This is a genomic window from Streptomyces sodiiphilus (assembly GCF_039529215.1).
Lineage (GTDB): Bacteria > Actinomycetota > Actinomycetes > Streptomycetales > Streptomycetaceae > Streptomyces > Streptomyces sodiiphilus.
In genome coordinates this window covers 24,732-37,775 of record NZ_BAAAMJ010000007.1, presented here as the reverse complement: position 1 = coordinate 37,775, position 13,044 = coordinate 24,732, and the positions used below count along the sequence as shown (strand labels likewise).

9 protein-coding genes are annotated in these 13,044 nt (G+C 67.7%); 4 read left to right on the top strand and 5 right to left on the bottom strand.

Features of this window, described 5'->3' with window-relative positions:
• Positions 1-109: 109 nt before the first annotated feature.
• The 4 genes from ABD299_RS03340 to ABD299_RS03325 all read right to left on the bottom strand — a co-directional run bounded on the left by ABD299_RS03340 (position 110) and on the right by ABD299_RS03325 (position 6,953).
• Positions 110-1,309: an AAA family ATPase gene (locus tag ABD299_RS03340; protein ID WP_344258693.1), complete on the bottom strand. Its 1,200-nt coding sequence runs from the start codon at positions 1,307-1,309 to the stop codon at positions 110-112.
• The gene (locus ABD299_RS03335; RefSeq protein WP_344258692.1) at positions 1,306-2,550 is read right to left on the bottom strand and encodes a restriction endonuclease subunit S; all 1,245 of its coding nucleotides are present in this window, start codon (positions 2,548-2,550) and stop codon (positions 1,306-1,308) included. Before ABD299_RS03335 ends, ABD299_RS03340 begins: the two co-directional genes overlap by 4 nt.
• 77 nt (positions 2,551-2,627) lie before the next feature.
• Positions 2,628-4,619: a type I restriction-modification system subunit M gene (locus ABD299_RS03330; protein WP_344258691.1), complete on the bottom strand. Its 1,992-nt coding sequence runs from the start codon at positions 4,617-4,619 to the stop codon at positions 2,628-2,630.
• Positions 4,620-4,733: 114 nt separating this feature from the next.
• Positions 4,734-6,953 (bottom strand): N-6 DNA methylase, encoded by a 2,220-nt coding sequence (locus tag ABD299_RS03325; protein ID WP_344258690.1) that lies wholly within the window; start codon positions 6,951-6,953, stop codon positions 4,734-4,736.
• A 286-nt stretch (positions 6,954-7,239) separates the two neighbouring features.
• Here ABD299_RS03325 and ABD299_RS03320 point away from each other — a divergent pair, with 286 nt between their 5' ends.
• The 3 genes from ABD299_RS03320 to ABD299_RS03310 all read left to right on the top strand — a co-directional run bounded on the left by ABD299_RS03320 (position 7,240) and on the right by ABD299_RS03310 (position 10,429).
• The gene (locus ABD299_RS03320) at positions 7,240-8,472 is read left to right on the top strand and encodes a ParB N-terminal domain-containing protein (RefSeq protein WP_344258689.1); all 1,233 of its coding nucleotides are present in this window, start codon (positions 7,240-7,242) and stop codon (positions 8,470-8,472) included.
• Positions 8,473-8,657: 185 nt separating this feature from the next.
• Complete coding sequence (locus ABD299_RS03315; protein WP_344258687.1) at positions 8,658-9,731, top strand: DUF3644 domain-containing protein; 1,074 nt, start codon at positions 8,658-8,660, stop codon at positions 9,729-9,731.
• A gap of 65 nt (positions 9,732-9,796) precedes the next feature.
• Positions 9,797-10,429 (top strand): HAD family hydrolase, encoded by a 633-nt coding sequence (locus ABD299_RS03310; RefSeq protein ID WP_344258685.1) that lies wholly within the window; start codon positions 9,797-9,799, stop codon positions 10,427-10,429.
• On the opposite strand, the gene ABD299_RS03305 is transcribed toward ABD299_RS03310, so the two are convergent.
• Entirely contained in the window at positions 10,415-11,851 is a 1,437-nt protein-coding gene (locus tag ABD299_RS03305) for a helix-turn-helix domain-containing protein (RefSeq protein ID WP_344258684.1), read from the bottom strand. The two genes, ABD299_RS03310 and ABD299_RS03305, sit on opposite strands and share 15 nt — an antisense overlap.
• Here ABD299_RS03305 and ABD299_RS03300 point away from each other — a divergent pair.
• Positions 11,823-12,956, top strand: a complete 1,134-nt coding sequence (locus ABD299_RS03300; RefSeq protein ID WP_344258683.1) for a hypothetical protein — start codon at positions 11,823-11,825, stop codon at positions 12,954-12,956. The two genes, ABD299_RS03305 and ABD299_RS03300, sit on opposite strands and share 29 nt — an antisense overlap.
• Positions 12,957-13,044: the final 88 nt, after the last annotated feature.

Sequence of the window (13,044 nt, the reverse complement as noted above, 5' to 3'; positions counted from 1 at the left end):
ATCTCACCCGTGACCAGCAGTTACGGGACAGCCCTTAGGACGGGGAGCGCGGTCAGCTCACCCTCGCCTTCGACAATGGAGGCGATCGTCATCCGCCCCGTTCCGCCACTCAACGGATGTCCTCCCCCAGATCCGGGTTGAGCTGGTCCGAGCGCAGCAGCTCGCCGACCGTCGCCAAGCCGTCCGCGACGACGGAACGGCCCACCGCGTCGACCGGCCCGATTGAGGTGACCCCGTCGCGCGCCACCGCCACGAGAAGGGAGTCGAGGTCGGCCTCCTTGCGGTCGAACAGCTCGGCGCTCTGGCTGGTCGCCAGGATCTGCACGGTCTCACTCGCCTCTGTGAGCGCGTCGAAAAGCACGCCGGCGGCGAGCGGGTGCAGCGCAAGCTCAGGTTCCTCGATTGCCACCAGCGGGATACGGCCGTCACGAGCCGGCGGTTGGTACAACGCGGCGAGCTGACCGAGGGCCCTGATCGTGCCCTCCGACATTGACTCCGCGCCGAAGCGGACGAAACCGCCCCCGCCGTCGGTATCCATGGTCATCGTGGCCGCGATGTAGGGGACATCGACCGACTCCGGACCAACAGAGGTCAGTCGCGGAACGATGGCACCCATGTAGGCGGAGACGCGGTCCCTCTCCCAGTCGGCCATACGGGCGATGACCTCGCCGAGCTGCCCCCCGTCCTCGGCGAGGGTGTCGGCGCCGGTCGGAGGGCGGGCGTCACGGAGGGCGGCGAGGTCAGGCGTGTGGAAGAACATCGAGGTGAGCGCGGAGTACAGCCGGTCATACGGTTCCGTCGTGCCTGCGAGCGGGAGGTACAGCGCGCCGGGGCGCACCTTGCCGAGTGGCCGCTCGGTTCCCGGTTCGAACACCACGCCGCCGTCAGTGAAGAACCTGACGTCCGGTGCCTCACCACCGGGAAAGGCGATCTCGCATCGTTCTCGCACGGCGCCGTGGCTGCTGAAGGAGACCTCGTAGGCCCCTTCCACCAGGCCGTCGAGCGGTTCCAACAGATTCGGAAACGATGACGCCGCGGTCCGGAACTCCAGCGCGATCGTGCAGGTGTTGGCAGGCGTGGGCACGCGCCGCAGGACCGCGTCCCAGCCCCCTCGCTCCTGCGCCGCTTCGGCCGGACCGAGGGAGAGGGCGTCCCGCAGGAAGCGCACCGCGTCGAGCACATTGGACTTGCCGGCGGCGTTCAGTCCGAACAGGACGTTGAAAGCACCGAGCCGGATGTCGCAGTGGGCGACGGACTTGTAGTCCTCGATGCGAAGACGGGTGAGAAAAGGGGCGGAAGGGGCAGTCATGTCACGTCAACTCCTCGGCCGGAAGCGGTACTCACGTCGAACTGGCCGGTGACGGCGGCGGTGATGAGGGCCTGGCGGCGTTCTTCCAATAGTGCGAGCTGCCGATTGAGTACCACACGGACCGTTGCGGTCTTCTGGAGTTCCTCGTTTACTCGACTGACGAGAGCACGCTGAACTTTCAGAGAAGGCAACGGGACAGGGAAACCAAGAATCTTACCGCTATTCGTGGAAGCCAGATTTGTGGTTCGTGTTCCCGTGCTCTCGAAATAGCAGCGCCCATGCAATGTCTGAGTCATTAGTGCCAGATAGTGGCCGTCGAGGAGATTTTTTGCGGGACGCAGCACGAAGACATGGTTCTGATGCAGGCAGTTAGGGAGTTCACCATTCCAGACCGCACCCCTGCCCAACTTGTCGAGATCGCCGCCTTCGGTCATGAGTACATCACCCACGCGAAGGGTTCTTCGTTCCGCAACCGCACGTGGCACTGTAATTTCCGATACGGAATCGAGAGTCAAATGACCCGCTTGCACATTCGCGACTCGCAGGTAAGGGAAGGTTACCGCGTCTTCAGTTGCCTCACGCTTACCATCGACCGTGAGCCCGTTCTGAATGCGACAAACATAGCCCAGCCTTACTAGAGGAAGACCCTCAGGCAGTTCCGGCAGCCAAGGAAATATCCCCTTGCCCACTCCATCACTGAGAGAACCAGGGACGAGAGTCTCAGTAATTGATGCATAATCACGCTCGACGAGCTTGGCCACCTGTGCACGACGCGCCTTCATCAGCCGGTCGATTCGGGCGGTCTCGGCGTCGAGAAAGTCGGCGATGCGGCACTGCTCACCCAAAGGTGGCAACATGATCTTCAGGGACCGGAGCCACTCATTATCGATTTCGACTTGATTCGGCCGAACTCCCCGTGAGAGCGCCGCATATTCTGCAACATAAGGGCCTGACCGAAGGAGCCAGTTCAAGAATCGGTCGTGCTCTTGATGAGCCGGACGGAAGCAAACATAATGACCAGAAACAATTCCTCTGAACGGAGAAATTCCGACCGACCCCTGCCATGCCTTCATGCGATTCACGACAAGCCAACCAGGGTGCACAAGTTGATAAATACTGCGATCCAGGGCCGCCTTGTTGAAGTTGTCGTCGCGACCATCCCGCCGCACCACGCCGTGGTCGCGGTAGACGCTCAGCAGGTCCTCTTTTGGATGGCCGACGTCTTTGACTCGCTCAAACATTGACCAGAGAGGTGTGGATCGCCAGTGTGACGGCCACGAAACCGGGGATCCCTGAGAGAGGCGAACGCCACTATCGTTCATTCTGTAACCGCCTCCAACAGCCCCTGAATCTCTTCCTCCAGCGCCTTCAGCTCCGCGTCGATCTCCGCCAAGGGCCGCGGCGGCTTGTATACGTAGAAATGCCGCGTGAACGGGATCTCGTAGCCGATCTTCGTCTTGCTGTGGTCGATCCACGCGTCCGGCACGTGGGGGTGGACCTCCCGGGCCAGGTACTCCTCGACATCCTCGCCCAGCGGCACGTTCTCGTAGTCGCGGAGCTCCGTGTCCGGCTCGGGCTGGCCCTTGAGGAGCTGGACCTCACCCTCCGGGTCGCGGATGCCGATCACCTCGCGCAGCGCCTTGTTGAACGGAGCTCCCGTGGGCCACGTCCCGCCGGCCTGGACCACGGCATCCTTCAGGGCCAGCCAGGCTTCTTGCTTCGTCGCCCAGCTTGTGTCCATCAGGGACTTGAAGGCGTCGGCCAGAGCCGGAGCCTGCGGAAGCTTCTGGATCGGCTTGGACACCTCCAGGGCCGCCAGCGACTCCTCCGTGATCTCGAAGCGGAGCTTCAGCGGGCGTTCCACCGTGATCCGCTGGTAGCCGAAGTCCTCGTTGCGGAAGACCTTCACCTTGCCGCGCAGCGGGTGCTCCGCGTCGCCAGCCACGGCCAGTGCCTCGCCGTACAGCTTGACCACCGTGGCGATGTGGTCAGCGCCCAGCTGCTTGCGCTTGTCGCCAAGCGACTTGCGCATCTTCTGCCACTGGTCGCGGGCGTCCAGCAGGACGACCTTGCCCTTGTGGTCCGGGCTCTTGCGGTTGGTGAGGATCCAGAAGTAGGTGGAGATGCCGGTGTTGTAGAAGAGCTGGTCAGGCAGAGCGACGATGCCCTCCAGCCAGTCGTTCTCCAGGATCCAGCGGCGGATCTCCGACTCGCCCGAGCCGGCCGCGCCCGTGAACAACGGCGAGCCGTTGAAGACGATCGCCAGACGTGAGCCGCCCCCGCCGCCCACATCCACCGGCTTCATTTTCGAGATCATGTGCTGGAGGAACAGCAGCGAGCCGTCGTTGATACGCGGCAGTCCCGCGGCGAAGCGGCCGGCCTCGCCGAGCCCTCTGTGCTCGGCTTCGACGTCGTCCTTGACCTTCTTCCACTCCACGCCGAACGGCGGGTTGGCCAGCATGTAGTCGAAGCTCTTGCGCTTGTGGCCGTCGTCGGAGAAGGAGTTGCCGAAGGCGATGTTCTCCGGGTCCTGGCCCTTGATCATAAGGTCGGACCGGCAGATGGCCCAGGACTCGGGGTTGAGCTCCTGCCCGAACACCTCCACCGTGGCGTCCGGGTTCAGCTCCGTGATCAGGTCGTCCATCGCGGAGAGCATGCCGCCGGTGCCGCAGGCCGGGTCGAGGACGGTGCGCACCGCGCCCGGAAGCTGGAGCGCGTCGCCGTCAGGGGCGACGAGCAGCCGCACCATGAGCTGGATGACCTCGCGCGGGGTGAAGTGCTCACCGGCCGTCTCGTTGGACTGCTCGGCGAAGCGGCGGATCAGCTCCTCGAAGATGTAGCCCATGTTGTGGTTGGGCACGGTCTCGGGGCGCAGGTCCAGATCGGTGAACTTGCCGATGACCTGGTAGAGGAGTCCCGCGCTGTCCAGCCGCTTGATCTGCTGGGCGAACTCGAAGCGGTCCAGCACGCCGCGGGCGTTGTCGGAGTACGCCCCGACATACACCGCGAGGTTCTTCGCCGCGTTCTGCGGGTCCGCCGCGATCTTCTTCAGGGTCAGGCCGGACCTGTTGTAGAAAGCGTGGCCCGAGGCCCGGCGAAGGAAGCGGTCCGGGTCGATGTCGGTGTCCTTGTACTGCTCCGCGAGCTCGGCGACCTTCTCGCGGGTCGGTTCCAGCACGCACTCCAGTCGCCGCAGCACCGTGAACGGCAGGATGACCTTGCCGTAGTCGGACTGCTTGTAGTCCCCCCGCAGGAGGTCGGCGACGGACCACGCGTGGTTCGCCAACTCCGTGTGCTTGCTGCTGTTCAACTGAATCCCCAAGGTCCTTCCGAGATGTCCCGACCCCGCCGCCCGGACCGATCGAGTCGATCAGCCGGCCGGGACGGTCCGACAAGTGTGGTCCATGTGTGAGGGCCGACGTGCCTAATGAGCCGACTTGTCACCCCGGCCGCGCTTCTCGCTCGTCACCCGCGACGGCAGCAACTGCCCGCCCGTGAGTCCGCTCACCAGCAGCCGTGCCGTCTCCTCCGCCAGCAGGATCGCCCGCCGCGCCTCCGCGCGTAGCTCGTGCACATGCCGGAACGCCTCCCCGTACCGGCGCTGTTCCTCCAGCGGCAGCAGAGGCACGCGCAACCGGCCGGGGTTGACGGTCAGGATCGTGCTGCCCGTCGACGCACCCGCGATGTTCTCCTCCGCACCGAGAAACCCGGCGAGGAACCAGGGGTCCAGGCGTTCCGGGTCCGGCCGGAAGAGGTGGATGTGGTGGCCGAGCAGCGCACCGGCGTCCTCTTCCCCCGCGACCCGGGTCATCGGGCCGTCGGCGCTCGCGACCGCCCGGACAAGGACGTCGCCGACGGCGATCACGGGCGCCGTGTCGTCATGCAGCCCTGTCGGGTCCCCCGTGGGACCGGATCCGGTCGCGATGTCCGGGCCGGTGAGCACCGCCTGTGTCGCGGCTTCCCCGCCTCCGCCGGTTGCGCCGCCCGCGGCCTGTGCCGCCCGGGTGCGCGCGCTGTCCGGCTGTGTCCGCAGCAGGGTGAGCGCTCCGCCGCGGGCGAGGTCGGACGCCGTCGCCGTCCGCCACTCGCGGGCCCTGGAAGCCGCTGCGCTCCAGAGGTGGTGACCGGCCGTCCGCGCGAGGGACCGCGCGGCCTCGACGAGGCCGCGGCGCGCGGCGTCGGCCTCGGCCGACAGGGCCGCCGGGTCGACCTCCGCCCGGGACGCCCGTACGAGTCGTGCCGGGGTCAGATCCACCACGTCGTCCAGGAGGTCGACGAGGCCGACCGCGTGGGCCACACCGGGCTCTCCCTCGAACCTGTCGGGGTTGTCCCCGAAGGCCCGCCACGCGCCCAGGGCACGCGCCGTGATCCCCTCCCAGTCCGGGGAGGCGGTCCGGCCGCTGCCCCGGGTCCTGGCGGTCGCCGTCGTCGCGCCGTGTCCGGCCGCAGCGGAAGCCGTAGCCGTATCCGCCGCCGTGTCCACGAACAGCACCGACTTGCGCTCCGGGCCGCCCGGCTCGGGACGCTGCAGCACCCACAGCTGGAGTCCGATGTGCAGGGGCACGGACGCGCCGGCCGGCAGCGCGATCACCGCGCGCAGCGCCCCGCTGCGCACCAGCTCCGCCCGTACGCGACGGCCCGACGCGCGCCCGGCTGTGGCGGGCGGCAGCAGCAGGACCGCGTGACCGCCAGGTCCGAGGTGGGCCAGCGCGTGCTGGACCCAGGCCAGTTCGGACTCGGCGCGGGGCGGGAAGCCGTACGCCCAGCGCGGGTCGTAGGCCAGTTCGTCATGGCCCCAGTCCCGGTCGCCGTAGGGCGGGTTGCACAGCACGGCGTCGACGGTGAGGCCGGGGAAGGCGTCGGCGCGCAGACTGTCGCCCGTGCACACGGTGACGCCCGCGCCCTCTCCGGCCGCCAGGCTCACGCCGACGGCGGTGCGCCGCGCCTGTACGGGCAGACTGTCCTGCCCGTACAGCTCGCGCGCGCCGTGCGCCGCCGCGGCCGTCAGCAGGGTGCCGCTGCCGCAGGCGGGGTCGAGGACGCGGGCCGGGGAGCCCGGGATCAGGCGGGCCAGCAGGTCGGCGAGCGGGGCCGGGGTCAGGTAGGCGCCGCTGGCTGCGCTGTCCTCCAGCTCCCTGTCCGCGAGTACGCCCAGGGCGGTCTGCGGGCCCTCGTCGCGGACGCAGAGCAGCAGCGCGCGCAGGACCGCGGTGTCGTTGGCGGTGAACCGGACGGGTTCCGTGTCCGGCACCACGTCCGCGACCGCGGCCGCCGCGTCGTTCACCTGCTTCACCAGGTCGTCGTCCGGCAGGGCGAGCAGGCCGGTGAGGTCGTCGGCGGGGCGGCGGGCGGCGGCCAGGACGAGCAGGAGCAGGTCGGAGATGCCGGCGTCGGCCGGTTCGCGGAGGCGCAGGATGGTGCGGAGCTCCCCGCTGGGCGTGGCCGCCGTGTGCTGTCCGCGTGAGGCGAGCCAGGCGCGGACCTCCTCCAGGTCGTACAGCGGGCTGCTGTCGGTGCCGCCCGAGGGCGCGGGGAAGTCGTCGTGCCGGCGTCGCCAGTTGCTGACGGTGGCGCGCGTGACGCCCGCGATGCGGGAGATCTCGGCGGCGGTCACCTGGGCGGAGGGTGCGGAGGGCTGCGACATGGGTGAGTCCTGGCTCCGATGGTCGATGTGGTCACATCCTACAGCACGAGCCAACAGTCGAGAACTGTTGGACAGTGCTTTCACTGGCATGCTTTCATGTAATCGCTTCCGACGGTGAGCGGAACTCCCCGGCGTGAAGCGTCACTTCCCTTGCCACACCCATGTCCTTGAGCCGCCCTGCCCTCGTCCCACCCCAGCTCTGCCCGGCGAGATCCCGGGGGACGGGCGGCCCCCCAGGGCCGGACGACGACCGGCCGATCACCACCACCCACCAGGAGGAAAACTCATGCGTCTGACCATGCCGAGCGGCGCCCCGGAAGGAATCCCGCTCACCGTCATGCCGTTCCGCGAGGATGCCGTCATCGGCACCATGTCCCTGGCGACGCTGGTACGTCTCGTGCCGTCACCGCGCCGGGAGGAGGACCCGCGCGCCCTCAAGGCCGCGTCCGGCCACGACCGGCGTCACGCCGAACTGCGCGCGACCGTGCAGCGGACGCTGAAGTCCCAGAAGGGCAAGAACATCCCGGCCTACGCCGAGTACATCGCCGCCGGCGTCCTCGGCAAGCACGGCTCCGCCTGGTCCACTCCCCCGGTCACGCTCTGGCACGCGGGCGGGATCGCCACCATGAGCGACGAGCTGGTCCCCGACTCGGGCCTGCGGACGCTGACCCTCGCCCCGGACGCCATGGTCGTCGCGATCGACGGCGAGACCCAGACCACCGCCTGGCACGACATCTACCAGGACCCGGAGCCCTTCGGCCTCACCTACAGCGAACTCGGCCGGCGGGTCCGCATCCCCTTCGAGCTCTACCTGGGGATCTCCCCGGCGGACGCGCGGCAGATCTTCTACGACCGCAACGTCAAAGGCATCGACGTCGCCAAGAACCTGGCCATGTCCATGGACCAGCGCGACTTTGCCACCCGCCTCGCCCACATCGTCGGCGAGAAGCTCGAAGTCGAGACGGACGGCCGGCGGATGCCGTTCGGCACGCTCGTCAACACCGGCAAGCGGCAGCTCACCAGGACCGACAAGGAGGTCGTGACGCTCTCCGCGCTGCGGACGCTGATCGTCACCACCGTCTTCGGCAGCAAGGGGGTGCAGTACTCGGCGACCCATGTTCACGAGGGCGACCTGCCGCCCGGCACCGACGCCGACGAGGTGGAGGCGATCGTCGTCCGTCTGGTGTCCCGGCTGGTCGGTGACCGCTTCCCGGACTTCGCCCGGCGCAGCGCCATCAGCGCCCCGGCCGTGATGGCGGGCCTCGGCGTCCTGCTGCACCGCGCCACCCCCTGGTGCGACCCCGGCCACGCGACGAGCTACGAGACGGTCGAGCGTCTGCTCGCCGACGTCCGCTGGGAGCGCGAACCCGCCTACTGGGACGGTGTCTGCGCGAGCGTCGGCTCCACCGGTCGGCTCAACTTCAGCGGCGGCGTGAAGGACTCCGCCGGCCGCGTCGCGGGCGCGCTCCTCGACCCGCACAGCGAGCTGGGCCGGAAGATCCGGGGTCTGCGGAGCTGAACGGATCTGCGGTGCAAGACCCCTGACGCCGGGATGTTCTCGGCCCGGGCCCCTTCGGTCGCTGTCCGACTCACGCTGCGGGGCGGACAGCCGCGGGTGACACCAGGCACCCACACCACGCCGTCTGCGGGCGGCCCTACCCCTGCGAATCCATCTCCAACGGACGAAAGTGAGCGACGCACTTCATGGCCCATCCCCGATGGCACCACATCCTCACGGAGTCCCAGCGTCACGTCCTCAAGGCGCTCGACGAATGGAACTCCTCCAGCGGCGACTACAGCGACTTCCTGACCCACATGCACAAGGCATGGCATTACCTGCTCCACGCGGAGTTCCACAAGGACAAGATCGACTACCACTACCGGGATCCCAAGACCGGCCTCCACCGCATGATCGACGGCGAACCAAAGGCCTGGGACCTCGAGAAGTGCTTGAAGGAGCGCTATCCCGACAGCGGCAACACGGTACGCCTCAACGCGGAGCTCTTCGTCGCCCTGCGCAACAAGGTGGAACACCGCTACGAGCACAACCTGAGGATTGTCACCGGCGGCAAGGCGCAGGCCTACGTCATCAACTACGAGCAGGAGATGACCGGGTACTTCGGCGTCGGCTACAGCCTGGCCGACCGGCTCCGCTTCCCTCTCTCCGTCCAGGCGTTGACCGCGGACGGATACGAGGAGATGAGGAAGGCCGCCAGAGAGCTGCCCAGGAAGACCCGTGATCTGGTGGCCAGATACGAGGCGGGCATCGAACAGTCCGTCCTCGACGATCTCAGGTACGACTACCGCGTGCGCCTGGTGCCCATCACCGGCTCCAAGACGGACGCCGACCTGGCGGTCAACTTCGTCAAGTTCGACAAGCTGACCGAGGAAGAGCGCAGGACCATGGTCGAGGCCGGGCGCAAGGGGACCGTCATCATCCGGGACCGCTGTGTCGAGGTCGCGGACCTGGACAGGATGCGCCCGGCGCAGGTCGCCGCACGTGTCGAGGAGCAACTGCCCTTCCGCTTCCGGGCCTCCGTGGAACACGTGGAGATGTGGAAGCGGCTGGAGATCCGTCCGGCCAAGGGCTCCGGCGCCCCGCATGCCACCGACACCAGGTACTGCTCGTACAACGAAGCATTCGACCAGTACGTCTACACCGAGGCATGGATAGGCAAGATCCTCAGGGAGATCGGGACGGTGGAGAAGTACCGCGCGTTCTTCGGCCGGGAGCCGCGCGTCAAGACGAGGGCCGCCACGTCGGCGGAGGCAGCATAGAGGCTGGCGACACCTGTCGGGTAGACATGGCGGCAGTGTGACGGCTCCCGCCGTAGGATGCCCGGATGGAGCGGAGTGCGGAGCGGGCCTTCGACGGGGTGATCTTCGACTTCTTCGGGGTCCTGACCTTCAACATGGTCGAGGTCATCACGGCCTTCGAGGACAGAGAGGGCCTGCCCCGGGGCGTCTTCCTCGAAGCCTGGGCGAGCGCACGCGGGCAGGACCTCTTCCACCGGGTTGAACTCGGCCAGATCTCGCAGACCGAATGGAACCGCAGCTACGCCGACCTCATCGGCGTCCGTCCGGACAACCTGATGGGGCGCTACCTCCATGACGCCTTTCCCGCCTACCAGGTGCTGAAAGCCGCCCGCCGGCTACGAGCCGCGGGAGTCAGGACGGCGGTGCTCTCCAACAGCCTGGGACGCGAACCGTACGACCCCTACGCCGGTTTCGACCTCTGGGGGACCTTCGACGAGGTCGTGCTCTCGGCCGACCACGGCGTCCGCAAGCCGGACCCGGAGATCTTCCGGCTCGCCCTCGCACGGCTCGGCGTGCCTGCGGAACGCTGCCTGTTCATCGACGACAGCGAAGAAAACCTTGCGGCAGCACACAAGCTCGGCATCACACCACTGCTCGGCCTGGACGAGGACGTGACAGCGAAGCGGCTGCACACCACGTTCGCCCTACCCGTCCTGTAGGAATTCGCGCACTCCGGAGTGCGCTGTGTGCACCGCCAGCTTCTCCCGCAGCCCGCTGAGTTCAGTGGCAGAGCGTGCGGAGTCCACGACCCCGAGGCAACGGGCGGCGTGTCGTGCTGTCTCCACCGAGGCATCCAGATCGTGCATGGCGAGGTGTGCCTCAGCCGCGCGGGCCAGGTAGATGGCGTGGCTTCTCGGGTACTCCTCATCGCCACGGTATGAGGCGGCCAGCCCGGCCTCGAACCGGCGCAACGCCTCAGCCGGGTCTCCGAGCCTCAGCGCTGCTGAGCCGGCAATCATCTCGATCTCGCCATGGTCGACCCAGTACAGCGTCTTGGGGTCGTCCTCGTGCGGCCCGTGATCCAGCGCCTGCCGGGCAACCAGCAGTTGGCGCGCACACTCCTTCCGGTCGCCGGTTACGGAGAGCGCGCGAGCAGTCCGTGCGGCGAGCATCGCCCGCATTCGCGGTGTCGCGTTCCGCTTCACCTGGTCGCAAGCCGTTTCGAGCAAAGAGACCGCCTGGCCCGCCTGCCCGGGTGTGGAGTAGCACTGAATCGCGGCAAAGGACAACGCATATGCGCCGCTTATACGGTCGTTCCCTTCGGCCGAGGCCCGGAGAGCTCCGTCGAAGAACCGCTGTGCGATCCCGGGGCGGCCTTGGTCGAAGGCTGCCCATGCCACCTGCCGCGCTGCTTCGGAGGCCATCGAATGGAGGTGTGTTCGCGTTGACGTGTCGTAGTTCCCTGATGTGATCAGGCGAACGATCAGGGAGAGCTCGCCGCGGGCCAGCTGGTAGACCTCCCCGCTTCCGAGCTCGTCATCAAGACGGCGGAGGTGGGCGAGCCGATCGTCGATGTGAGCGACCAGCGTCCGGCCATCAGGCTGATCCCTTACGCGCTCGTGTTCGCCGTCGCCGGCCAAGGCACTCGCCCAGCTGCCCGCTGATACGGACAGTGCCGCGCCGGCGGAAAGGAAACCCCTCCGGTCCACGCTGCTGCCCTTCACCAACTCTGTCAGTGCGGCCATGGTTTCAGACGGATTCCAGGTCGCGCCAGGGGTGCACCTCGAAGGCGAGGCAAGCGCCGAGACGAACCTGCCGCCGGTGTCCAGGACTCTGTCGTACGCGGCCGCGACTTGCTCGGTGACTGACCTGTTGCCGTTCTCGACGTTGCGCAGATACGCCTCGCCGAACCCTGCCTCACGCGCGAAGGAAGCCCACACCATTCGCGACGATCGACGCGCCTCGCGCATGTCGTCCCGTAGCCGGTCAGGCACGACCTCACCGCCCTCTCGTTTGGGATCGGTGCTGGATCGGGGCATTCCATTGTCCCCCAAGCCGTGCCGGTGTGTGCTGGTTCTGACACAGAGAGCGAAGACGTCGAGAGAGAACGAGATGACGCCTGCATCGAAGCGGGAGATCACGATTGCGGTCCAGGGCGCGACTGTGGCTGTCGCGTCGCCACACACGGAGGTCACCGACTGGGTGGCCTCGTACTTCGGCCCCTGGTGGCCCGCCGCCAGGGGTGACACCGTAGCGTTCACCGTGGTCGCGCGCGAGGAGCCTGTCCGGTACGAGGCCGTGACAGTGGCGGTGACCCAGTCGGGTTTCGAGGAGACCGGCTACCCTCGAGTACCTACCCGGTACGCGCGGTACGGAGACGGCACCGTCTACGCAGTCGCGCCGGAGGACCGGATCGCGTACCGGTGGTCGCCTGGGCGCCGCCGAATGACGGTCTACGGCTCCAAGACACTGGTGGACCCGCTGGCGCGTGCTACGGCCCGGGTATCACGGGAGCTCATCCGTGCCCAGCTCATTGATCAGGGCTGGTGTCTTCTGCACGCCTCCGCAGCAGTTCTGCCCGGCGGACAGGCCGTACTGGTCCTGGGCAACCGTGGAGCAGGGAAGACGACCACGGCGTTCTGCCTGACCACTGTCGGCGCCGAGCTACTGGCGAACGATCGGGTGTTCGCCCGGCCGGCGCCTGACGGCGATGGGGTGGAACTCCTGGCGTGGCCATCGGGCGCGGCAGTCGGGCTTGGTCTGATGAACGCGTTGGGCTGGACCCGGATCGCCGCCCGGCGCCTCGCGCAGGGAATGGTTCCGCACACCTCGCAGGACGGAGAGGTTACCGCGGCGCTCCACGGGGAGTGGACGGATCCAGTCCTGGGCGGGGACGGCCGGGAGCTCAAGGCTCATCTGCGACCGGAGGAGTTCGCCTGGTACGGGGTACGCACTGTGGCTACCGGCCGGGTCGCCACGGCCTTGTTCCCCCGAGTGGAGGCCGGAGCCACACCGCACCTTGTCGAGGGCGGGCCGCCTCCGGACGTGGAGCCGGGGCACTTCATGACGGGGTCACAGGAAGACTCCTACCCGGACGTCTTCGGGCTGACCGGAGGACGGGGCGCCGGTCAGCCCGGTGCCCGCGCCGCATTGTGTACGGCGCTCGCCTCAATGCCACGGCGCCGGCTGGTCCTCGGACACGACATCGGGGCCAATGCCGCTTTCGTGGCGGGACTGCTCCCGTGAGCGCGGTGATTCTGACCAGTGGGTCACGGACTTTGACCGTGCAGGCTCCGGCAGGATCCAATACCTGGTGGGCGCACATCGGTCCACA